Genomic DNA, 23,351 nt, shown 5'->3' with positions numbered 1-23,351 from the left:
TACAAAAAGCAAACCCATTCGTTTAAGCCATGAATGGGTTTCCTCTTTAGAATCAAACTAAGTGGTATGGATAGGGAGGGACGTCAATGACAAAGAATCTGGAACATCAATTTAGTATGCTTGTTCGTGAAATAAGAAAAGAATATGTGGGAAATGGACCGAAGGAAATCACCACTAAATTTAATGGTTCCTGGGTGATCAGCGAAATGAAGGGGAACCTGACAAATGTAGAAAAGTTCATGATTCATTCAGAACAAGGGGAACAGATGGTACATGAAACGAGAACAAGATTTGTAAAGGAAATCTATAAGAAGCCGGAGGTTCTTTTACGGTTTGAAAACTTGATGGGGGCAAAGGTCCTGCGGCTATTTTCTGATATTAATATTGATGAAGATATTGCCATGACTGTTTTCGTATTTAACCAGAATATCGAGGGAAAGTAACTAGGAGTGAGAGTCATGGATCAGCCAATGAAAATGGAAAGCAATGTATGGCGGTATGAGGCAGGAGCCATACACAAAGTAACGGATACAATCGTAACTGAATATCCCATCACAATTATATTAAACGAGCAAGAATTCGCCACACTTGTTTGCAGCCCTGAGCACATAGAAGAGTTAGTAGTTGGCTTTTTGGCGTCGGAAGGGATCATCAACAGTTATAAAGAAATTAAAGAGCTTACCATCATAGAAGCAACAGGCCGAGCGATTGTGAAGACGCATAAGGTCAACAAACTGAATGAGTTGTTCCATTCCAAACGAGTGGTAACATCGTGCTGTGGGAAAAGTCGGCAAAGCTTCTATTTTTATAACGATGCGAGGACGGTTAAACCGCTTGAAAAAGTTGATGTGACGGTGTCCATAGACCAATGCTTTCATTTGATGCGACTAATGCAGGATTCGTCCGTGATCTTCCAAGATACAGGCGGCGTACACAATGCAGCCCTTTGTGACAGTAATGGCATCATTGTAGACAGAATGGACATAGGACGACACAATGCACTGGATAAAATTTATGGTCACTGCTTGCAGAATTCTATATCCCTTCCAGACAAAATTATCGTGTTTAGTGGTCGTATATCCTCAGAGGTATTACTAAAAGTAGCCAAAATAGGATGTGGCATGGTTCTGTCAAAATCTGCACCCACCGAATTGGCCCTCAGGCTGGCAGAAGAGCTTCATATTACGACCGTTGGTTTTCTCCGCAATCATTCTTTAAATATCTATACAAGACCCGAACGTATTAAGATACAGGGTGTTCAATCATTTACGTAAAGAAGTGCCGTTTCAGCCATTGAAGCGGCATTTATTTATCAAAATAATGATATTTTGCGTGAGGAATCGGCAAAACGTGATAGAAGTTATCCATAAAGTTTTAATGAAATAACCAGGACTTTTGGACTACCAAATTTTACAGCTATCTTCCATTTTGCAGACATGATATATTTCTCTTGTAAGTTCTTAACGGACATACGCGTAAGCTTTCATTACAGAGAAGTACTCAAGAGGCTGAAGAGGCGCCCCTGCTAAGGGTGTAGGTCGGGTAACTGACGCGAGGGTTCAAATCCCTTCTTCTCTGCCATTATATTATGGGAATGTCTTGGTATCGACAGGGATCGTTTGAGCTTATATTGCGAGTCGAGGGATTCGGCCTCGTTAAAACGATAAAGCCTATAACTGGCAAACCAAACAACAACTTCGCTTTCGCTGCCTAATAACAGACGATAGCGGTTCCTCCCTCCATCGTCCATGTGGTAGGGTAAGGGACTCATGTTAAGTGGACTACGCCGAATTCCACCGTCTGAGGATGAAGGAAGAGACTAACCAGACTAGCTGCTTCAACGCCTGTCAGTAGGCTAAAGAAGTAAGCGAAATGAATTCTACTGACTACACTCGTAGATGTATAAGTGCCAATATCTTTGCACACGGGTTCAACTCCCGTCATTTCCACTAAAACCAAAAAACATAGCTGGCACCAAAGTTTTTTGCAATAGCAAAATAACTTACCATTTTTCCGCAGTAGCTCAGTGGTAGAGCTATCGGCTGTTAACCGATCGGTCGTAGGTTCGAGTCCTACCTGCGGAGTTATAGTCCAACAAGGAAGCTAGGAAACTGGTCAGGGCGGGAACGCAGCAGCCATAACTAGTGAAATTGTGTGGGCTATTACATAAGACGAAACAAAAACGCTAAAAAATACCTTAAAAATCACATCCAATTATCGGATGTGATTTTTTATACTTCTAAGAATTTTATCTACTAGTGTAAAAGTAATACCGCGAGCAGTATCACTATTACTAATTGTTGGTGTGCTGTTACTCTTTGTTTTTAATTCTGAGGATTTACGGGCGTAGTTCGCATTACCGTGTGGTGTTACATGGGGGATATTGTTAGGTTATCTGGATCTGGTATAGTACAAAAAAAGATAAAGATCTTTCTAGTTTAGAAGCGAATGAAAAACGATCGTAATAAATTTGTGATACAGGAAAAAAGAGAGAAAAAGGCTGCAACAGCCTTTTTCTTATTTTATGTTGAAGAGTTTTTTGGTGATTTTTTAAAGGTGTATATGGGGTAGGCCCGCATTCTGAAAATTTGCACTTAACAAATTTTGATTTGTCAAAAGATTCAGCGATTGACAAAATTTAACCTATAGGTGTAAAATACATATATAATTAAATGAAAGATATAAGCTAAAAAAAAGACAGCGAAGTGTTTCAGTATACTTGAGCTCTATATCCCTTCATTTCAAAAGAAGGATTCCATAGAGAAACGAATGTAGATAATGAGGAGGAACGAAAATGAATGCAATCACGACAAAGAAAAGTAAAAAAGTTCAAGAAGTAAAAACACAAATGGAAGGGGAACATCAAGAAGAAGTAATGGAATCTAATCCATTAGAAGAAACAAAAATACAAATGAAAGCAGAAGCTCAGGAAGAAGTAATTGAATCTACTCCATTTGTAGAAACAAAAACACAAATGAATACCGAAGTTCAAGAAGAAGTAGTTCTATCTAATACATATGTAGAATCACTTTGGAACCAATACGAGCAAATATTGGATCGAGCAAGAAAGTTCCACGATAGTAGTGAAGACGCTTATCTTAAGACTGTAAAAGATGTCATTAAGTTCAATAAAGAATATAGAAATTCAATTGCTAATTTATATACAGGAACAAGAAAGATTAATAGAGAAATCGTTAAAGGTGTATCCAGCAATTTTGCAAAAAATGACCTATTGAATCAAGAATCGGCTCAGCTTACAAATCAAGTAGAAGAAGTTTCCGAACGTTTAGAGGAATTGGCTGTAACGCCGATCAAATTAACTGTTGACCTAATCGAACGTTTAGAAAAGAACGTTGAAGAGAGTTGTGAAACCTATATCCACTACTCACGTGAGGGCCGCAGAGGCTTGCAAGAAGTAAGCAATGAATATGTGAAAATAGCAAAAAACAATCATAAAATGCTAGTAAATCTTTTTAAAGAAAGCACAAAAGTACTTGTTAGTACAAATAGATAATAAATCATATAAAATTACATTTAAATAAGAAACTCACATGATTCGCTGACTCACACCCCAAGATGAAAATATTTCATTAGGGGTTTTTTTAGCTAAGGGTTTTGTTAAGTATCTATTTGGAGGATTTTGATGGGTTTATTTAATGCTTGTGCTTCATCTATTCAAGTGGAAGTATTTGAAGAGTTAGAGGAATTATATGATTGGTTAAAAGAAACAAAGGATGTAAAGATAATAGATATTAAATTTAAATCCATGGTTATTATTAATGAGATTGTTTTTAGAAATCGTTTCTTGGTCATTTATAAATGAACACTTAATATTATTAGATTGGTTAAAAAGTATGCTCAGAGCTTTATATGCCCTGAGCATTTTTCTGTACCATCAATGTTTCTTATTAGCCTGTTAATAAAGGTGCAAATTCTGTTGGGGTTTTACTTGTTAATTGCAATTTTGTACTTCAAAACCGAACGCGCTAAAGGTAAATTGTATTGTTATTTCCGGCCAAACGTTTTGGCGAGATGCTTGCTTTGTTCTCTTCGGAGCTTTCGAGCAATGGATCGTTCTTTTCCAGTATTAAATAAATAGTGCTCCTCTTCCGTTTCGGGATAGACAGATGGCACTGGAGCTGGATGCCCTTCTTCATTTAACGAGACAAAGGTTAAAAACGATGTCGCCGCCACTCGGCTTTCCCCTGTAAATAAGTTGTCTGCTGTCACTCTTACAAATACTTCCATCGAGGTGTTCCCGGTCCAAGTGACAAACGCTTCTAATGTGACTACATCCTGAAGGGTGATTGGATGCAAAAAATCGACTGAATCGGTGCTTGCGGTCACTGTAGGTTTTCTGCAGTGTTTGACCGCTGCAATGCCAGCAACGCGGTCAATTCGGCTCATCAGAGCACCTCCGAAAAGAGTCTGGTGCGGGTTTGTGTCATTTGGCAGGACGCCGTCGGTTTGAATGGTTCTCGATTCACTGCAAGATTTTTTCATGGATATACGTTCCTACTTTCACTGATTGTGTTTTTTCTATCATACCAGAAATGGAAGAAAGAACCCTATCGCAAAGGATAAAATAAAAGTAAACATCTAAAAAGATTGAGAAAATAAATTTTCTATATAAAAAGATAAGAAGAGACCTAGAAAAATTAAAACAAGAAAAAAGCACTCCTTGTATCGTATTAGATAACTATATGATACAAGGGGTGTTTTTCGTAACAGTAATTTAAATTGTTCCATTGTAATAAACTCTAGATAGTCTTTAACTGTGTTAGTGAAGGATGCATCACCTTAATTAAAGAAACAGAAAATAAGTAACCATAAAATTTCTCATTAAATCATAAAATGTCTTTATAAAATTAATCGATTTTCTGTTAATTTTGATAAAAGCTATGTTGAAGCCTATTGTTGATTTTGGCACCCTGTTGATTGGAGCGGAAGGCGCGAAGACTCCTGCGGGAGGACGGGGCAGGGGAGACCCCGCAGGAGCGCAGCGACGAGGAGGCTCCCCGGACCGCCCGCGAACCGCACGCGCCTGGAGCGGAAATCAACAGGCAAGTTTAACAGAACCTTGATAAAGAAGAAGGTGGACAACCAATGAAAGTTGAGTATTTTTTAAGTACTGCCCCTCATAAAAGTGTAAGTGAAGATTCAATCGTATTAAATGAAAAGATAAATGTCTATGGGGTTTTTGATGGGGCAACTCCATTAATGCCATTCAAAGATGAAAACGGAATGAACGGTGCCTATTTAGCATCAAATATATTTAAAGATTATTTCTTTAGACTCTACCGAAGTAACCTTTCATTAGTTGAAGGAATCATGGCTGCTAATAGAATGTTGAGAGCACACATGGAAAAATACAAGGTGAATCAGGAAAAATATGAAAATCTTTGGTCAACATGTGCTGCAATAATAAAGATTGAAAAAGACGGAAAGATTTCTTATGCTCAGCTTGGTGATTGTATGATCATTGCTGAGTATCAAAATGGAACCATAAAAGCCTTAACAAGAGATACGGTAAAAGATATAAATAATAGAGCAAAGGCATGGCGTGAGGAACAAAGAAAGCAAGGAGTTAAAATTCCAGATGAGGAGTATTATCAGGATCGTACTCAACAGCTTATCTTTAATCGTTCCTTAGCTAATAAGGAATATGGTTACACTGTGGCTAATGGAAAAAAAGAAGTTTTCAATTTTATTCAGCAGGGTCAAGTAAATAGCAGTGAAATCAAAACAATATTAATGATAACAGATGGCCTTTTTCATTCAAACTATTCAATTGAAGAAACATTTAGAAAGATACATACAATCGGTTTACAAGTATATTCTATGGAATTAGACCAATATGAGAAAAGGAATAATCTTCGCTCAGATGATAAGACGGGGATCATGATTAAGCTTAGGTGATGAGGGGAGGTCTACATGAAAGTAGAACCGGGATGGATTAAAGATAGTAATTTATCGTTTAAAAAACCGCTTAATGCTTTAAAAGATGTCATGTACATCATTGTACACCATACAGAAGAAATAGGTTGGGATATTACTAAGACGCATAGGTTTCATCAGGAACATCGTGGATGGAGTGGAATAGGATACAATTTTTTTATTGAGGAAAATGGTGAAATTATGAAAGGAAGAGGATACCATGTTGGAGCACATGCCTACTCATATAATGAAAAATCAATAGGTATTTGTTTAGCTGGTAATTTTGATCTTCATACTCCATCAATAGAGCAGCTAAAGTCATTGAGTAAACTATGTATTTTCCTATTGCATCAATATAATTTATCAACTACTCACATTCTGGGACATCGTGAATTAAAAGGGGTCGCAAAAAGTTGTCCAGGTAAAAACTTTAATATGGGCCAATTCAGAGAATCTATTAAGATTCAGTGGCCAAAATATAAAGATAAAGAGTGAAGTTCAAACAAGACACATGATAAAGTTCTTGAAAAATATGAGTATAAATTTTTATGTAAAAAGATTCGGGGCTTTAAAGAAAATAGAAATTCAAAACCAAGATGTATTTTGAGAGATTCCAAATATATCTTGGTTTTAAAAATTTAGTGATTAAAAAAGGAAGTACCTTTCTAAATTAAACCTAATCAAAATAAACGGCTTTATGGGGATTTTTTAAGTATTTAAAAGCCATCTCAATTTGTGTTTTTGTATTCCGAGCAGTTGACAGAGGAGGCAGTTCGTTTTCAGCAAAGAACTTCACTTCACTTGTTTCAATTCCTTTAGTTGGCTGCCCGCCAATTATTTCACATTGAATAAATAGTTTATAAACATGAAAAGCAGAAGGAGGATGTGGGTGACACTTTTTATCGGTTACAGCTAATACTTTGATCGGTTTTACATTAAATCCCGATTCTTCTTTAACTTCCTTAACAGCGACTTCACTTGGAGTATGTCCAATGTCAGCCCAGCCGCCAGGTAATGCCCAGTTACCATCGGTATTTTCCTTGACCATTAGTATTTTATCATCCTTAAAGACTACTGCCCTAATATCAACCTTAGGAGTTGCATAACCAGTTTCACCTGCAAATAAATCTTTGATTACAGGCCTGTCCATATCTGTGTATTGTGCTAAAATGTCAACGCTTATATTTCTTATTAATTCAAATCTCTCCAAGTCATAAACATCTTTTGAATACGTTAATCCCGCCTGCGCAATGGATTGAAGTTGTTTCGCCCAATCCAGCCATTTAGGTTCCAATATCATCATCTCCAGCTAGTCTAATAATATTAACTATAACTATATTTATTCATCAAGCAAAAATTTGCTACAACTCCTGTACTAACAAGGGTCTAAAAAATATCAGCGAATGGTACTCTCCATTTATTAAGGAAGGAATATTCGCTTTTATTAGATATAAATGGATTGCTTAAATGCTTTCATTTTTCGATAAGCGAGAGGTATAGATTTTTTTGCAACCGGGCGGGTTTATCGAGTAACGAAAATCCTAATTTCTCCATTTTAATGCTGAGAAATTGGGCTATTTATTTTAGAATTTCCTTAACGTTGTAAATCCGCATTTTCCTTATGCTCCCCCCTTTGCGTAGTGTAAATCGGCTTTTTCCTCCCAAATTAAAGAGTATTATCAGGGTTAATGGTTAAAGCTACGATTGCATTATTTTTGACAAATCGGTTCAATGTGAGTAAATTAACTTAGTAAGATGCAAACTAAAGTGTAGAAAGTATCTTTTATCACATTAATCATGATAGGGTTAAAAACTCTTACTATATATGAATTTTCCTTAAAATGTTCGTAGTAGAGATGAAGTAAACTATCATTACTAGGAGGAATTATTATGTCAAACACTCAAACTATAGATAGGGTCGAACAGCCAATGTTCGTAGATGTTATCCGTGAACGTCGATCTGTTCGTTCATATGATCCAACAGTGCAGATTTCACGCGAAGAAATGACCGAAATGCTGGAGCTAGCAACGTTGGCTCCTTCGTCTTCGAACCTGCAACCATGGCGGTTTCTAGTCATCGATAAACCGGAGTTGAAGAAAAAGCTTTTGCCAATCGCGTTTAACCAACAACAAGTAGTTGAAGCTTCTGCCGTTATTGCTGTGCTTGGCGATGTGGAAAGCTACAAGAAAGCCGAAAAAATTTATGGGCAGGCAGTGGAAGCAGGCTTTATGCCGGCTGATACGGCTAAATCATTCATCGAACGAACAGTTGGCATGTACTCAAACTTGCCGCCTGAAGTGGCTCGCCAAATCGTATATACGGATGGAGGCCTAATCTCGATGCAGCTCATGCTTGTCGCCCGATCCAAAGGTTACGACACTGTTCCAATGGGAGGGTACGATAAAGCGAAGTTCGTCGAAGCTTTCGGAATTTCCGAACAGTTTGTGCCGGTTATGCTCATTGCTATCGGGAAAGCAACAAAACCAGGACATCCTACTACACGTCTTCCTATGGAGGATGTAGCGTTCTTTAACGAATTGCCATCGAAATAATACAAAAGAAACGAAGTATTTAAAATCAAAAATAAAAAACTTTAGTTTAACCCCGTTCTTTCTTAGAACGGGGTTATTATGTGTTGAGGTTTTACCATCAAAGTCTAGCACAAATGGCGTTAGCTTGGTTCATTCGTTTTTAAAAAAGGGGAGAGCGTCAATTGTCTGGATTTCGTTTAATTCATACTTTACTTATTGGATTAATTGGAGTAAACTTTAGAAAATTGATAAAAAGTGGAAAGTAGCTGATTGGTCGACCAAAAGCTCCTGAACGTATTATACGTTCAGGAGCCTTTTTGTTAGTCTTTGTAATAAAAAAATGTTGATCATGTTATATTAGTCTGCGAATTTGCTTAAGGTAGAAAAAACGCTTCTTGAAAGGTACCCTCAAACCCAGAGTCTATTGACTTCATTGGTTAAATACGTCTTTATATTAAATCAGGAAAGTTGTGGTGGAAAATGAATATTGATTATCTTGAAGCTTTTATGTATGTAGTTCATTTGGAAAGTATTCATAAAGCAGCTGAAGCTCTGTATTTATCTCAGCCAACCGTTACTGCGAGAATTAAAACGTTAGAACGTGATCTTGGCATCGAATTATTTTTACGCAAGGGAAGGAGTTTGAGATTATCTGAGGAAGGAAAAGCTTTTATCCCATACGCAGAGAAAATTTTATTTACCTATCATCAAGGGAAGAAACTATTGAAGAAGGAAGATAATCCTGAAGAAATTGTTATTGGGGCTAATATTATTACTTCACAATACTTTATTCCTTTTGCCCTTCCTTTCTTGAAGAAAGAAAACCCTCAATTGCGATTTAAATTTTTTTCAGCGCCAAACGAAGTATTGCTCGATAAACTTCTTCAGAAGCAGGTGGATATCGCCTTTATGAAGGATATTACTCACCGTGGAGTTCAAAAACATGAGCTTCTAAATAATTCTGTCAGGTTGGTTGTTTATCCTGGACATTCATTTCAATTTCAAGAGAATGTATCTGTTCAGCAATTAGCCATTGAACCCATGGTATTTTTTGAATGCGGCGCTTTTAATTGGAATCGGGTCCATAAATTATTTGAAGTGGCAAATGTTAATCCTCGCATAGAATTTTTAGTCGACCATCTTGAAGTAGCAAAATCTATTATTCTTAGCAAAAATGGCATAGGATTTTTACCATACCTGTGCATTAAGGAAGAGCTTGAACGAGGCAATCTGATTGAAATAGATGTTTCTCATATTCTCCAAATAAACCAGCATATTTTTGCGACACACTTAAATAATGGTTTTGTGTCCCCAAAGCTTTGGAATGATATTCTTTTATCCATTAAAGAATTTGAGAAGAAAAGTATTATGTTGATTGATTAAATTTTCTGATGTAAAGATTAAATTTTTCTATCAGCTAATGTATTGCCATTACAACCTTCTCGGTGATAGGATTAATCTCAATAAAATAATAAGCATTCATTTCTCAGTGTAATAGGGAAAAGCTAAGTTTTAATTCCGACTATTCAAGTGTGTATTGTTGGATATAAAAGGAGGATGATAAATATGCAAACACAAAATATGAATTCTGTGGGGCACTTTTCAAAAACAAAAAAACAAAATTCCTTCAAAACAAGTAAATATCTAAATTTGCCAGATTTACAGTTTTTTAATTGGTGCAATCAACAGTATCAGGTCAATAGAGGTGTTTATAATACGATTGATCAATGGTTTTACGAGTATGGGATTGTCAATATTCATTACCGTAGGATTCAGCTTTTGGCTTTCTTAGAATTTGTCAAAGGTGAGAGGATCGAGCAAGATAAACAAAAATTTATCCGATTTGGTCATGGAGGTCTAACAAAGAGGCTGAATGAATTTCTGAATGATGGTCGACAAAGGAGAAATGTAATACAGCTGAAGAAATGAAGAAAAATTAATGAATTAGAGTTTTTTCTTGAAAGATTATTTTAATCAATATCGTATATTTTCCTATCAGCGAAAGTATTGCAAGTTCAATATTTTCAGTGATAGGATAAAAATCAATAAAACAAAACATATTTTTCTGATAAGTTAAGTCGGATTAAAAATGGAGGAAAATTAAGTGAGCTATAAGCTAAGTATTTTAGATCAGAGTCCCATTTTTCCTGGATCCACTGCTTCAAATGCGTTACAGAAAACCGTTCTACTGGCTCAAAAAGCAGAAGAATGGGGTTATACACGTTTTTGGGTATCAGAGCATCACCATACTGATCAATTGGCAGGGTCCTCGCCTGAGGTATTAATTTCATACTTATTGGCTCGAACTAGCACGATTCAAGTTGGCTCAGGAGGCGTGATGCTTCAGCATTATAGTCCTTATAAGGTGGCAGAAAACTTTCATGTCTTATCAACCCTTGGTAATGGAAGAGTAGATCTTGGGGTTGGGAAAGCCCCAGGAGGTCTTCCATTATCAACAAAGGCGCTACAGTATGGAACCGTCAATGATGGGAAGGACTTTTCAGAACGTCTCTCTTTTTTATTGGAATTAGTTGAAAATTCGGTCGGTAACGATCATCCTCTTGCAGGTATTCAAGCAACACCAATTCCTCAGAAAAAACCTGGAATTTTCCTGCTTGGAGCAAGTCCAAAAAGTGCACAGCTTGCTGCTAAATTAAGAATATCATTTGTGTTTGCTAAATTTATCAATAGTGATGATAGGGTACTAGAAGAAGCGGCAAATGTATATCGGGATAGTTTTCCAAATGGAAAATTTATCATCTCATTGGGTGTTATTGCCGCTCCTACTCAAATAGAAGCAGAAGAACTGGCAGGAGAAAGAAAAATAGTCAAAGTCCATCTTCAGAGTGGAAGATCGGTGACTTTACAATCACTTGAGCAAGCAGAAGCGTTTGGAAAGCAAGCAAGTGAACCTTATGAAATAACAGAACAAGAAGCAGATATTATTGCGGGAACCCCTAATTATGTGAAGGAAGTTTTAGGGAAACTTCAAAAAACTCATCAGGTGGATGAATTTATTTTACATACACCAATTGAAAAAGAAGAAGAAAGGTTTCAATCATTTCACCTCTTAAGTCCACTTTATTCTAAGGGGGAGATTGGGAGAAGGATAACAGAAAATGAAGAATTTATCACAAAATAAAAATTTTATTTAATGAGGAGACCAGGGTAGGAATTGTGATGTCTAAAAAAAGACAATGAAAGCAGGGAACTATCAGTCACGATATAGGATCTTCATTAATTATTTTTTTGAAGTTTTTTTTATAGTTATAATTCCTACTTGTATAATAGGTTTAGTAGGATTTAATTATTAGATATAAAAGGATAATAAAAGATAGCTTGGTATTTGGAAATAAAGTTAGATTGAGAAAAGGAGGAAGATAAAGATGGAGGAAAAGTTTCCTGTTATAAAGGGGGCAGAAAAATTTTATTTTAAGGGAAACAAAATTGGGATTCTTATTTCACATGGATTTGTTGGTACTCCGCAAAGCGTACGCTACCTAGGTGAAAGACTTGAGCAATATGGGTATTCTGTTATGGCTACAAGATTAAAAGGGCATGGTACCCATTATTATGATTTAGAGAAGTGCACTCATGAAGAATGGTTTGAGTCATTGGAAAGGGGTTATCAGGAATTAAAACAGACGTGTACAAGTATTTTTGTATTGGGTCAGTCAATGGGTGGAACACTGGCACTTTGGCTTGCTCATAGATATCGGGATATACGAGGCATTATCATAATTAATGCTGCTTTAACTCTTCCGGCTTTTGAACATTTAAAAGGTAAATCCATACCGAGATTTCTTGATGAAGGAAAGCCCGATATTAAAGCAAAAGATGCCTATGAAATAGCTTATCAAAAAGTACCGATAAAAGCCGTTCATCAATTGCAAACGCTAATGGACATTACACCTCCTATATTACCGGAAATTCATTGTCCTATATTAGGCTTTAAGTCAGCTGAGGATCATGTCGTACCACCAGAAAATACGGATTATATTATTGAACACATAGGGTCTGATTTAAAGGAAGTGGTTGTTCTGAAAAATTCTTTTCATGTAGCATCTATGGATAATGACAAAGAGCAAATTGTAAAGGGGTGCCATCGATTCGTACAGCAGCAAGTTGGCTCTGGAGTGATTTAGCCTTAGAGTTGGTTCTTTTTGGATCGTCCAGATAAGTGGGAACTACTATTTATTTGATAGATTTTATCAATGAATTCAATAAATGTTTCTATCAGTTAATGTATAGAATTTCTATTCTGTAAGTGATAGGATAAAGCACAATAATATTAATAGTATTCCTATCTAATAACTGCGAATTTAAAAAAGAGGATTCTTGATGCCTAATCAAGGATTACCTTATCCAGTAAATCGTTACTCGAAAGAGGTTATCAAAGGATGAAGCTTGAAACTAAATATTTTCATAGTAAGTGGTGTTTGTGCCGACTAGGCGACTAGAGGCTCTCGATTTGAGATGTTTAATCTTGAATGGGGAGTCTTTTTTATTAACAAAACTAAGGAGGAAAACAGAAATGGGAAATGAATTATCAGTGGTCGTGTGGGCCAAAGAAGGTTGTCACTATTGTGGAGAGGTAAAACAGTATTTACAAGAAAAAGAGATAAATTACAAAATAGTCGATGTCACAAATCATGATGAATTTCGAGAGATTTTAAATACCAAATATGGGATCCGTCATGTACCAGTCGTTGAAATAGGTCATGGTGAAGTGTATGAGGCAGTAACACAAGTAGGACTTGAACATCTGGAGAAAGTACTTGATAAATTTAATAAGCATAAAATATTTGGTTAATTCCGACTAATTTAATGAGTTTAATTGAAATTCAAGTACAGATTGCTAATAAATAAAAAGGATAAGGTGGATATCTAATGAAGAAAACATTAGTTATTTTTATGACATTACTACTTGCTTTAGTGGTGGGAGCATGCTCTTCTCAAGAAACAAAAACAACTTCAAAGGCAAGCTCCGAAACTGCTAAAGGGGAGTCGAAAGTACAAAAAATAATAGTCGGAACAGGAACACAATTCCCCAATGTATGCTTTATTGACAAGGATGGAAAGTTAACTGGATATGATGTGGAATTAGTAAGGAAAATCGATGAAAAGCTGCCAGAATACGAATTTGAGTTTAAAACAATGGAATTTTCGAATCTGTTATTAAGTTTAGAAACTAATAAAATTGATTTTATTGCCCATCAAATGGAAGTGAATGAAGAACGGCAAAAGAAGTTTCTTTTTAATGAAGAACCATATAATGTCTTTCCTCTTCATGTAACGATCAATAAAAATAACAATGATATTCATTCTATAAAAGACTTAAAAGGGAAAAAGGCAATTGTAAGTGCAACTAGTAATTCCGCTGTATTTCTTGAAAAATATAACAAAGAAAATAACGCCGGTATTGATATTGTTTATGCAGGTAACGGACCTGATTCGACGATAAATCAAATTAAAACAGGTCGAGCGGATGCAACCATCACGACTCCATTTTCTGTTGACTTTAATAATGACGCTGTAGATGCGCAGCAAAAAGTAGTAGGTGAGCCGCTCCTGAATTCAAAGGTTTTTTTCCTGCTTAGAAAAGATGAACCCCCCCTACAAAAGAGAATTGACGAAGCCATTGTTGAATTGAAAAAAGAAGGTGTTGTGAGTGAATTGAGTAAAAAATGGTTAGGAGCAGACTACACAGTTAACTTTTAATAGATTGGATTATTCATTTGGAGGTTGTAGTAAAAATGGGGAAAGCCTTTGATCTTAAGTTAATAATCGAGTTTATTCCCACACTAATTCAATACTTAGGGATAACTCTTCAAATTTTAGGAGCATCTATTATTCTAGGACTTATTCTCGGTATAGCAGCCGCTATACCGAGGATATTTAAAATACCTTTACTAAATCAATTGGTCATTTTATATGTTTCTTTTGTTCGAGGGACACCAATATTAATCCAATTATTCCTTGTTTTTTATGGCTTACCTGCTGTACTCATGATTTTCAATATTGATATTTCAAAGCTTGATGCTATTTATTTTGTCATTGTTACTTATGCCATTAGCAATGGCGCTGGTTTTGCTGAAATTTTTCGAGGAGCCATTCGTGCAGTCGATTTTGGACAATCGGAAGCAGCGTATTCTGTAGGGATGACAGGCAGCCAAAACTTTTTTCGAATCGTCCTTCCCCAGGCACTAAGGATTGCTTTCCCGAATATGGCAAATTCGGTGATTGGTTCATTAAAGGATACTTCTCTTGCTTTTACTATCGGTGTGATGGACATGATGGGAAGAGGAGATACGCTCGTTGCTTCAACAGCACATGCACTAGAGGTGTATATATCTCTATCGATTATTTATTATGTTGTTGTCCTATTGTTTGAAAAAATATTTAGTAAACTAGAAAAATATTACAATCGTTATCAGAAAGCTGATCTAGCTGCTGCTGCATAGAAAGGAGGAGTGAAAATGACGATTGATATTCCATTTATATGGGTTGCGTTTAAAGAAATTATCAAGGCCCTTCCTATTACTCTCATCGTAACTATTGTTCCTTTATTGGTGGGATTTCTAATAGGTATTGTTGTGGCCCTCATTAGAGTATATCAAGTGAGATTTCTTTATAGTGCAGCAAATGCTTATGTATCTTTTTTTAGAGGAACTCCTATCATTATGCATATTTTTGTGATTTATTTTGGATTTCCATTATTATTGGACCAACTTTCAGAAAAGTTTGATTTAGGGATTCATACAAATTCGATTCCTATTATTTCATTTGTATTAATCGCCTTATCATTGGCCGCAGGTGCCTATTTATCAGAAATTATTCGATCTGGAATTATCAGTGTTTCTAATGGACAAATGGAAGCGGCTTATTCAGTTGGGATGACGAAGATGCAAGCGATGGTTCGAATCATTTTACCACAGGCATTAGCTCAGTCTATTCCGAACTTTACTAATGTCATTGTAGGTTTTTTACACACTTCATCCATTGCTTTTCTTGTATCGGAAAAAGAAGTAACAGGTGCCGCCAATATCGTCGCATCAATCAATTTAAAGTTTCTCGAAGCCTTTATTGCTGCGGGGATGATCTATTGGGCTCTTACTATTATTATAGAAGGTCTCTCCTATTTACTTGAAAAAAGGGTGACAGCTTATAATCGAGGAGGCGTGTCATGATCTATTTACAGGGTATTAAAAAATCATTTAACAAACAGCCGGTTTTAAAAGGAATTAACTTAAACATTGAAAGAGGAGAAGTGGTAACGATTCTTGGTCCAAGTGGATCGGGTAAAACAACTTTATTGAGATGTCTGAATTTTTTAGAAACTCCTGATGCCGGTATTGTAAAAATTGGCGATATACAGGTCAATTCAGAAAAGGCAAAGAAAAAAGAAATGTTGTTATTAAGAAAACAATCTGCCATGGTTTTTCAGCATTATAATTTATTTGCCCATAAGACAGTGCTGGAAAATGTGATGGAAGGTTTAGTTGTTGCGAAGAAAGAGAAGAAAAAGGAAGCAAGATTTCAAAGTGAAAAAGTGCTGGAAAAAGTTGGCCTTAGTGATAAATTACATCACTATCCTTCACAGCTATCAGGGGGACAACAGCAAAGAGTCGGTATTGCTAGGGCGCTTGCGTTAAATCCAGAAGTCATACTCTTTGATGAGCCTACATCGGCCTTGGATCCTGAATTAGTTGGAGATGTGCTTTCTGTAATTAAAGATATTGCACGGGAAGGTATTACGATGGTCGTTGTTACCCATGAAATGAGTTTTGCTAGAGAAGTCGCTGATCGCGTATTGTTCATGGATGAAGGAGTAATCGTTGAGGAAGGTACACCTTTAGAAATTTTTAATGCTCCAAAAGAAGAACGAACCAGGCGATTTTTACAACGAATATCGGGTGAATCATTCTTCCCCAACTTTAAGAACAGGTTAATTCAATAAAAATCCTGGAGAAGAGGGTGACTCTCATGGTGACAAAGCAAATTATTATTGAAGAATTAGTAGAGGAAGAAAAAGTAGCGGTTAGACGTTTATTAGTTGAGAGCTATCAGCAGTATGAACATGAATATACAAACCCACATCAATGGGAGGATTATTTAGCAAATATCAAGGCATCGGTTGATAATCCAGATGTGAAAAAGATATTGATTGCGAAAAATAATGTAAATATTCTTGGTACGTTACAGTTATTCGAGTCATCTGAAAAGGCGTATCAAAAACCTGAATTACAAATTTTTTCACCGATTATTCGCCTTTTGGCTGTCCACCCCCAGGCAAGAGGATGTGGCGTAGCGCAAGAATTATTAAAAGCAGGTCTTCATTTTGCAAAGTCTCAAGGAGCAAATAAATTGTATTTGCACACAGGTGATAAAATGCAAAAAGCGATTCGTTTATATGAATGGTTTGGTTTTAAGCGAGATCAAACGAAAGAATTTATGAACAATGATATTTTAGTAAAATGCTATCGTTTTGATATATAGGAAGGAGATTGTTATGAATCAAGCGGAATTAGAGTCTCAATTGATATCCATTCGGCGCCATTTACATCAATACCCAGAATTATCAAATCAAGAATTTAAAACATCCAAGTCAATTGAAAAATGGCTGTGGGAACTAGACATACCGATTCGCAAAACGGATTTGAAAACAGGTGTCTTTGCTGACATAAAAGGAGGAAAACCTGGTCCTATCGTAGCTGTACGCGCAGATATTGATGCACTTCCAATTGAGGAAAAGTCAGGACTTCCATATTCTTCTAAAATAAAGGGAGTGATGCATGCTTGCGGTCATGATTTTCATACAGTTGCTCTTATTGGTGCAGCCAGCCTTTTGCAAAAAAAACAGTCAGAACTGAATGGAACGGTGCGCCTCCTCTTTCAACCAGCAGAGGAATCCGGTGGAGGGGCAGAAAAGGTGATAGCGGATGGACAATTGGATGGGGTGGAGGCGATTATAGGTCTTCATAATAAACCGGATTTGCCAGTTGGGACAATCGGATTAAAGGAAGGACCATTAATGGCTGCAGTGGATCGTTTTCATATCGTGCTTTATGGAAAGGGGAGTCATGCAGCGATACCGCAAAATGGAAAGGACCCGATTATCGCAGCTGGACACCTTATCACAGCTCTTCAGACGGTTATCAGCCGAAATGTGTCTCCGCTTCAAAGCGCTGTATTGAGTGTGACGAAAATAAGAGGTGGAAGCACGTGGAACGTTATTCCAGATGATGTCATCCTTGAAGGTACCATTCGAACCTTTGACAATAAAATTCGTGAAGACGTAAAAGAGAAATTTTATACAATTGTTGAAGCAATTGCCTCAGCTTTTTCGCAGAAAGTTGACATTGGCTGGTTTCCAGGCCCACCACCACTTGTTAATCATAAGGCTGTAACAGAGATTGCTAGGAATGCGGCTAAGCAACAATCTTTACATGTTATTGACCCAGAACTATCAATGGCTGGTGAAGATTTCTCCTACTATCTTTACAATGTCCCAGGGACATTTGCTTTTTTTGGTACAAACGGGAACGAAGAATGGCATCATCCTGCATTTACACTAGATGAATCAGCTATTCTCAAAGCAGCTTATTTTTTATATGAAAGTTCGCGAGAATTATTAGATCGACATTTTGCTATTTAACAAATCTAAAGTTTATGATCCAAACGAAAAACGTTTCATTTATAAAATAAATCTATAAATAGGAGTGATTCGGGTGGGGAATATTCTTCGGAAAGCTGTGGAAAATAAGCGCAAAAAATTAATAGAAAAACTGATTGCTTTTAATGTATATAAGAAAGAAGATAAGCATCTTTTTGAGTTATCACTAACAGAACTAGAAAATGAATATAGAAGATTTCAATCACTTAATCATTTTCATAGTGATCTTGGGTCCATACAATTGATTAGTAAAAAATCAAAACATTAGTCGAAAATCAATTTGAGTTCTGAGGGCCTATTATTTTTTTCAATAAAAGGAGAAAGGGAATAACGATCTGTCAACAAAACATGAGGAAAAAATGATCTAATTCAGGGTTAAAAAATTAAAAATAGGAGGGGAATAAATTGTCAAATTCAGTTAATCAGCTAAAAAAAGATACTCAAAAAAGTCCAACCCACCGATCAATTAAAATAGAATCTACTCCAAGATGGGTACGAGTTAAGTTTAATGGATTGATAATAGCCGATAGTAAAGATGTATTGGTTCTGCACGAACGGGGGCACCTACCAGTCTATTATTTTCCTGAAAAAGACGTTAATAAAGAAGTATTGATTCATACAGACAAAAGCAGCCACTGCCCATTAAAAGGAGATGCCAGCTATTGGACGATTAAAGTGGGGGATCGATCAGCAGAAAATGCTGTGTGGAGTTATCAGAATCCTATTCCTGATAGTAAAGAGATTAAAGGTTATTTTTCTTTCTACTGGAATCAGGTAGATGCGTGGTATGAAGAAGAAGAGGAAATATTTGTTCATCCAAGAGATCCATATAAACGAGTTGATGCTTTGTCGAGCTCAAGACATATCAAGATAGTATTAGAAGGAAAAACAGTAGCAGAGAGCAGGAGACCCGTTATTGTTTTTGAAACCGGAGTCCCTGTTAGATATTATCTTCCAAAAGAAGATATCGTTCAAGAAGTTCTTGAACCGTCTAATTTAAAAACAAGGTGCCCTTATAAGGGAATTGCATCCTATTGGACAGTCATAATTGACGGTAAAAGTTTTGAAGATATTGTTTGGAGTTACCCTAATCCCATTCCAGAGATACCAAAAATCGCGGGACTGCTTTCATTTTATAATGAAAGAGTAGAAGTCTATGTGGATGGAGAACTTCAGAAACAACCAGATTGGCATTATTCTGCGCTAGAGTATTTTAATGCAAGTGAGATTTAAGTTAACTTACCTAAATATACTGAGATGAACTAGTAGTCATATATTAATCAAAATCAACCATTGATCGACCATTCAAATGGAGGTCACATTCTCAAACATGAGAATGTGGCCTTTTATATTTATTGAGAGGAATGAAGGAAGTGAGCCAAACAGCTGTAGAGTTTAAAGAAGTTAGAAAAGATTATGGTACGGGATCTGTTCTTAAAAACTTCAGCCTTTCCATTCCACAGGGGAAAATAATCACCATTATCGGTCCATCAGGCTGTGGCAAAACTACACTACTTAAAATGGTGAATCGGCTTATTGAGCCTGATGATGGGAGTATAATCATCGATGGTAGTGATATCAAAGGGTTAGACCCGGTGCAATTAAGACGGAATATCGGGTATGTGATCCAACAGATAGGATTATTTCCACATATGACGATAGAAGAAAATATTTCTATCGTGTCCCGCTTGAAGGGTGAAAAGAAAAAAGTTTTAACCAGTCGTGTAGAAGAGTTATTGGAGTTAATAGGTTTAGAGCCAAAAGCATTTCGTAATCGATATCCACACGAGTTGAGCGGTGGACAGCAGCAGAGGATCGGAGTTGCTCGAGCGCTTTTTTCGAATCCGTCGATTATCTTAATGGATGAACCATTTAGTGCTCTTGACCCCATTAGCCGGGTCCAACTTCAAAATGAATTGAAAAAGTTAAACCAACAGCTGAAAAAAACGATTATCTTTGTCACACATGATATTGAGGAAGCCTTAAAAATAGCGGATCAAATTATTCTCTTATATCAGGGACAGGTGGTCCAATATGCAACGCCAGCAGAGATTTTGAAAAATCCTGCAAATGAGTTTGTCAGGCAATTTATCGGAGAAGAAAGATACCAATCTATCGATTCTGTGGGATTAGGAAACCGCAGAATGGTTAGCAATTGAAACAGGAGCAGGTGATGTTATGAATTATTTTTGGGAAACGCTAAGAGCGGATTGGCCATTAATTCTACAAAAGACAAGTGAACACATGTATCTATCTCTTATTTCGGTCCTGATTGCCTGTGTACTCGCCATTCCGCTTGGTATTTTTTTAACCAGGCAGAAAAAGGTAGCAAACGGCATAATTACGATTATTTCAGTTATTCAGACGATACCAAGTTTGGCCCTGTTTGGTTTTTTGATTCCGTTCTTTGGTATCGGCACCACACCCGCCATTATTGCTTTAACGTTATATTCACTGCTTCCCATCCTTCAGAACACCTATGTAGGAATTTTAGATGTCAATGGGGCCTTGATCGAAGCAGGGACAGGGATGGGAATGACGAAGGGGCAAATTCTTAGAATGATTCAGCTGCCCATCGCAAGAGGAGTCATTTTGGCGGGTATTCGGCTTGTTGTGGTCCAAACAATTAGCCTTGCAACGATTGCTACCTATATTGCGGCAGGAGGGTTAGGGGATATCATTACACGTGGTATTTCAATGGTGAATACCGTTACGATTTTAGAAGGAGCCATACCCGTATCGATTCTGGTAATCGTCGTCAATCTACTATTACTGGGTGCTAATTATTTCCTTACTCCGAAAGGGTTAAGGGGTCAAACAAAAATATAATAATAGATTTCAAGGGGGAAAATTTGTGAAAACATTTTACAAGTTTAATAAAAGGAAAAAAGCAAAAATCACCTTATTCGCAGCCATTATGGCCACATTGTTGTTTGCAATAACGGGATGTGGTACACAAAATGAAAAGGCTTCAGGATCAAGTAAAACTGACACCATCGTGATTGCAACAAAAGGCTTTGCCGAATCAGATATTTTAGCAAACTTGGAAAAACTTCTCATTGAGAATGATACAGATTTGAAAACAGAAGTGAAGACGTTGGATAACAAACTTCTATGGGATGCGATTAAGGCTGGAAAGGCGGATACATATGTGGAGTATACAGGGACTGCCTTACTAAATTTATTAAAAGAAGATCCAATCTTTGATGCCGATCAAGTTTATGAAAAGGTGTCAAAGGGACTACAGGAGAAATACCAATTAAAAATCTTGGAGCCGATAGGTTTTAATAATACGTATGGTTTAGCAGTAAAGAAAGAAACAGCCGAAAAATTAGGTATTAAAACAATCTCAGATTTGGCTAAAGTATCGGATCAGCTTGTTTTTGGGGCCAGCCAGGAGTATATGAACAGGCCTGATTCATGGCCTATTATTGAAAAAACCTATGGCCTTAAATACAAAGCAATCAAAACGATTCAGGAACAGTCTTTGCAATATCAAGCCGTTAAACAAAATTTGATTGACTCCATGATTGTTTATTCAACAGACAGCAAAATATCTGAAACTGGTCTGAAGGTGTTAAAGGATGACAAAAATGTCTTTTTACCCTATTATGCGGCTCCTTTAATTAGAGAAAGTGTACTCAAAGAGCACCCAGAACTAGAGAAGACTCTTAATAAATTGGCTGGTAAAATTACCGACGAAGAAATGCAAAAATTAAACGGTGAAGTAGAGTTAAATCAACGGCCGCCGCTTGATGTAGCCAAGGAATGGTTAAAAGAACAGGGGTTAATCAAATAAAATTCCAATCGGCGTCGTCTCACCTGCTTGACCTAAAAATTACATTAGATAAGGAGAAGGTTATGGAACGAGAAAAACGTCTGATGATCCTTGGTGCCATGATGTTTTTTCCAGCTGGAGAGCAAATTTCCAGCTGGAGACATCCGAAAGCTGAGGCAGATGGATTATTAAATTTTGATTATTACAAGCGGATTGTTCAAACAGCAGAAAAGGGTAAATTTGATCTCTTTTTCTATGCGGATGAGTTGTATGTATGGGATGACTTTGAGTCGAGTGTGAAATATGCAAATAGTATTCGGCCAGAACCGTTTACGCTTCTTTCAGCCCTTTCTGTTGTTACAAATCATATTGGATTAGGAGCAACGATTTCCACTACTTATAACGAACCGTATCATATTGCCAGAAAACTGGCGACACTAGACCATTTAAGTGGCGGTAGAACGGCATGGAATATCGTGACTTCTAGAACGGACGAAGAAGCCCAAAACTTTGGGAAAGAGAAGCACCTTCTACACGAAAAACGTTATGAACGGGCGAAGGAGTTTATCGATGTAACGGAAGGATTATGGGATAGCTGGGAAGATGAAGCTCTCCTTTTTGATAAAGAGAGCGGCCATTTTGCAGATATCAATAAGCTCCATTATTTACAGCATAAGGGGCATGAATTTTCCGTACGCGGTCCCTTGAATGTGGCACGTCCGCCACAAGGTTATCCAGTTCTAATTCAAGCAGGTGCATCTGAAGCGGGAAAAGAATTAGCGGCGGCAACTGCTGAAGTTGTATTTGCACCTAAAGGAACATTAAAAGAAGGAAAGCATCTCTATCAAGATATTAAGGGAAGAATGGCGAAGTATGGCCGGTCAGAAAAGCATTTGAAAATCCTGCCTGGCATTATGCCGGTAATTGGAAGAACAAAGGAAGAGGCTGAAGAAAAATTAGCAGTTATTGATAATTTAATACCATGGCAGTTAGGCCTCGATTTACTTTCCCATGAGATTGGTCAGGATCTTTCCGTTTATCCGCTTGACGAGCCATTACCTTTTCTTCCTGATATTGAGAGTGCTAACAAAAGTAAAAGCAAGCTCTTGGCTGTTCGAAAATTAATGGAAACAGAAAATTTAACGCTTCGTCAGTTATGCAAAAGGTTTAATTCACGAGGAATTGCAGGAACTCCTGAACAGATTGCGGATCAATTAGAAGAAAGATTTGTAAACAAAGCAGCAGACGGATTTAATATTGCGTTTCCATATTTACCGGGTGCGCTTGATGATTTTGTTGATTTGGTGGTTCCTGAACTGCAGCGAAGGGGATTGTATAAAACCGAATATAGTGGCAAAACACTTCGTGAAAATCTTGGATTAGAACGTCCTATAAATCGTTTTACCCCAACAACTGTTAATTAAAAGA

At 36.9% G+C, this 23,351-nt stretch carries 26 protein-coding genes, 2 tRNA genes, 2 other RNA genes and 1 pseudogene; 29 read left to right on the top strand and 2 right to left on the bottom strand.

Annotated features, from left to right (window positions below; translation table 11 throughout):
• Positions 1–86: 86 nt before the first annotated feature.
• From KW850_RS06565 to KW850_RS06530, 8 genes are all read left to right on the top strand, one after another.
• Positions 87–443, top strand: coding sequence for a Na-translocating system protein MpsC family protein (locus KW850_RS06565; protein ID WP_218346768.1), 357 nt, complete (start codon positions 87–89; stop codon positions 441–443).
• 27 nt (positions 444–470) lie between these two features.
• Positions 471–1,274: a formate dehydrogenase accessory sulfurtransferase FdhD gene (gene fdhD, locus KW850_RS06560; RefSeq protein ID WP_374226282.1), complete on the top strand. Its 804-nt coding sequence runs from the start codon at positions 471–473 to the stop codon at positions 1,272–1,274.
• 216 nt (positions 1,275–1,490) lie between these two features.
• A tRNA-Ser gene (locus KW850_RS06555) sits at positions 1,491–1,581 on the top strand.
• 9 nt (positions 1,582–1,590) lie between these two features.
• Positions 1,591–1,952, top strand: a transfer-messenger RNA (tmRNA) gene (gene ssrA / locus KW850_RS06550).
• A 60-nt stretch (positions 1,953–2,012) separates the two neighbouring features.
• Positions 2,013–2,084, top strand: a tRNA-Asn gene (locus KW850_RS06545).
• An RNA gene (gene ffs, locus KW850_RS06540) (signal recognition particle sRNA small type) lies at positions 2,084–2,169 on the top strand. The genes KW850_RS06545 and ffs overlap by 1 nt, the downstream gene beginning before the upstream one ends.
• A gap of 625 nt (positions 2,170–2,794) precedes the next feature.
• Positions 2,795–3,514 (top strand): hypothetical protein, encoded by a 720-nt coding sequence (locus tag KW850_RS06535; RefSeq protein WP_218346766.1) that lies wholly within the window; start codon positions 2,795–2,797, stop codon positions 3,512–3,514.
• A 129-nt stretch (positions 3,515–3,643) separates the two neighbouring features.
• Entirely contained in the window at positions 3,644–3,823 is a 180-nt protein-coding gene (locus KW850_RS06530; protein WP_218346765.1) for a hypothetical protein, read from the top strand.
• 182 nt (positions 3,824–4,005) lie between these two features.
• Here the strand turns inward: KW850_RS06530 and KW850_RS06525 are convergent, their stop codons facing one another.
• Entirely contained in the window at positions 4,006–4,509 is a 504-nt protein-coding gene (locus KW850_RS06525; protein ID WP_218346857.1) for an acyl-CoA thioesterase, read from the bottom strand.
• A 392-nt stretch (positions 4,510–4,901) separates the two neighbouring features.
• On the opposite strand from KW850_RS06525, the gene KW850_RS06520 reads away from it, so the two are divergent.
• Genes KW850_RS06520 through KW850_RS06510 form a run of 3 tightly spaced genes read left to right on the top strand, consistent with a single transcriptional unit; the run spans position 4,902 to position 6,432 of the window.
• On the top strand, positions 4,902–5,084 hold the full coding sequence (locus KW850_RS06520; protein ID WP_256358121.1) for a hypothetical protein: 183 nt from the start codon (positions 4,902–4,904) through the stop codon (positions 5,082–5,084).
• A 22-nt stretch (positions 5,085–5,106) separates the two neighbouring features.
• Entirely contained in the window at positions 5,107–5,919 is an 813-nt protein-coding gene (locus KW850_RS06515; protein ID WP_218346764.1) for a protein phosphatase 2C domain-containing protein, read from the top strand.
• Positions 5,920–5,934: 15 nt separating this feature from the next.
• Positions 5,935–6,432, top strand: a complete 498-nt coding sequence (locus KW850_RS06510) for a peptidoglycan recognition protein family protein (protein ID WP_218346763.1) — start codon at positions 5,935–5,937, stop codon at positions 6,430–6,432.
• 181 nt (positions 6,433–6,613) lie between these two features.
• Here the strand turns inward: KW850_RS06510 and KW850_RS06505 are convergent, their stop codons facing one another.
• Positions 6,614–7,231, bottom strand: coding sequence for an NUDIX hydrolase (locus tag KW850_RS06505; protein ID WP_218346762.1), 618 nt, complete (start codon positions 7,229–7,231; stop codon positions 6,614–6,616).
• Positions 7,232–7,827: 596 nt separating this feature from the next.
• Here KW850_RS06505 and KW850_RS06500 point away from each other — a divergent pair.
• From KW850_RS06500 to KW850_RS06415, 18 genes and pseudogenes are all read left to right on the top strand, one after another.
• Positions 7,828–8,490 (top strand): nitroreductase family protein, encoded by a 663-nt coding sequence (locus tag KW850_RS06500; protein ID WP_218346761.1) that lies wholly within the window; start codon positions 7,828–7,830, stop codon positions 8,488–8,490.
• 459 nt (positions 8,491–8,949) lie between these two features.
• Positions 8,950–9,852 (top strand): LysR family transcriptional regulator, encoded by a 903-nt coding sequence (locus tag KW850_RS06495; RefSeq protein WP_218346760.1) that lies wholly within the window; start codon positions 8,950–8,952, stop codon positions 9,850–9,852.
• A 183-nt stretch (positions 9,853–10,035) separates the two neighbouring features.
• On the top strand, positions 10,036–10,398 hold the full coding sequence (locus tag KW850_RS06490; RefSeq protein WP_218346759.1) for a hypothetical protein: 363 nt from the start codon (positions 10,036–10,038) through the stop codon (positions 10,396–10,398).
• Positions 10,399–10,573: 175 nt separating this feature from the next.
• Positions 10,574–11,611, top strand: a complete 1,038-nt coding sequence (locus KW850_RS06485) for an LLM class flavin-dependent oxidoreductase (protein WP_218346758.1) — start codon at positions 10,574–10,576, stop codon at positions 11,609–11,611.
• 244 nt (positions 11,612–11,855) lie between these two features.
• Complete coding sequence (locus KW850_RS06480) at positions 11,856–12,614, top strand: alpha/beta hydrolase (protein WP_218346757.1); 759 nt, start codon at positions 11,856–11,858, stop codon at positions 12,612–12,614.
• A 389-nt stretch (positions 12,615–13,003) separates the two neighbouring features.
• Complete coding sequence (locus KW850_RS06475; RefSeq protein WP_218346756.1) at positions 13,004–13,282, top strand: glutaredoxin family protein; 279 nt, start codon at positions 13,004–13,006, stop codon at positions 13,280–13,282.
• Between the two features lie 77 nt (positions 13,283–13,359).
• Positions 13,360–14,190, top strand: coding sequence for a transporter substrate-binding domain-containing protein (locus KW850_RS06470; protein ID WP_218346755.1), 831 nt, complete (start codon positions 13,360–13,362; stop codon positions 14,188–14,190).
• A 35-nt stretch (positions 14,191–14,225) separates the two neighbouring features.
• Complete coding sequence (locus KW850_RS06465) at positions 14,226–14,933, top strand: amino acid ABC transporter permease (RefSeq protein WP_218346754.1); 708 nt, start codon at positions 14,226–14,228, stop codon at positions 14,931–14,933.
• Positions 14,934–14,948: 15 nt separating this feature from the next.
• The gene (locus KW850_RS06460) at positions 14,949–15,659 is read left to right on the top strand and encodes an amino acid ABC transporter permease (RefSeq protein WP_218346753.1); all 711 of its coding nucleotides are present in this window, start codon (positions 14,949–14,951) and stop codon (positions 15,657–15,659) included.
• Positions 15,656–16,429 (top strand): amino acid ABC transporter ATP-binding protein, encoded by a 774-nt coding sequence (locus tag KW850_RS06455; protein ID WP_218346752.1) that lies wholly within the window; start codon positions 15,656–15,658, stop codon positions 16,427–16,429. Before KW850_RS06460 ends, KW850_RS06455 begins: the two co-directional genes overlap by 4 nt.
• Before the next feature lie 26 nt (positions 16,430–16,455).
• Complete coding sequence (locus KW850_RS06450) at positions 16,456–16,968, top strand: GNAT family N-acetyltransferase (RefSeq protein ID WP_218346751.1); 513 nt, start codon at positions 16,456–16,458, stop codon at positions 16,966–16,968.
• Positions 16,969–16,981: 13 nt separating this feature from the next.
• Positions 16,982–18,127 carry an amidohydrolase gene (locus KW850_RS06445; RefSeq protein ID WP_218346750.1) on the top strand — a complete coding sequence of 382 codons (1,146 nt, stop codon included), beginning with the start codon at positions 16,982–16,984 and terminating at the stop codon, positions 18,125–18,127.
• A 73-nt stretch (positions 18,128–18,200) separates the two neighbouring features.
• The gene (locus tag KW850_RS06440; RefSeq protein ID WP_218346749.1) at positions 18,201–18,413 is read left to right on the top strand and encodes a Fur-regulated basic protein FbpA; all 213 of its coding nucleotides are present in this window, start codon (positions 18,201–18,203) and stop codon (positions 18,411–18,413) included.
• A gap of 137 nt (positions 18,414–18,550) precedes the next feature.
• Positions 18,551–19,378 carry a DUF427 domain-containing protein gene (locus KW850_RS06435; RefSeq protein ID WP_218346748.1) on the top strand — a complete coding sequence of 276 codons (828 nt, stop codon included), beginning with the start codon at positions 18,551–18,553 and terminating at the stop codon, positions 19,376–19,378.
• Positions 19,379–19,509: 131 nt separating this feature from the next.
• Positions 19,510–20,268, top strand: a pseudogene (locus KW850_RS06430) (ABC transporter ATP-binding protein); the annotation flags it as partial.
• Between the two features lie 55 nt (positions 20,269–20,323).
• Positions 20,324–20,974: an ABC transporter permease gene (locus KW850_RS06425; protein ID WP_218346746.1), complete on the top strand. Its 651-nt coding sequence runs from the start codon at positions 20,324–20,326 to the stop codon at positions 20,972–20,974.
• A 25-nt stretch (positions 20,975–20,999) separates the two neighbouring features.
• Complete coding sequence (locus KW850_RS06420; RefSeq protein ID WP_218346745.1) at positions 21,000–21,944, top strand: ABC transporter substrate-binding protein; 945 nt, start codon at positions 21,000–21,002, stop codon at positions 21,942–21,944.
• 62 nt (positions 21,945–22,006) lie between these two features.
• A complete protein-coding gene (locus KW850_RS06415; protein ID WP_218346744.1) occupies positions 22,007–23,347 on the top strand; it encodes an LLM class flavin-dependent oxidoreductase in 1,341 nt (446 codons plus the stop codon).
• Positions 23,348–23,351: the final 4 nt, after the last annotated feature.

This window comes from Bacillus sp. sid0103, assembly GCF_019219025.1.
Note: the sequence above shows the minus strand (reverse complement) of the source record. Positions and strands in the feature narration are given on the sequence as shown.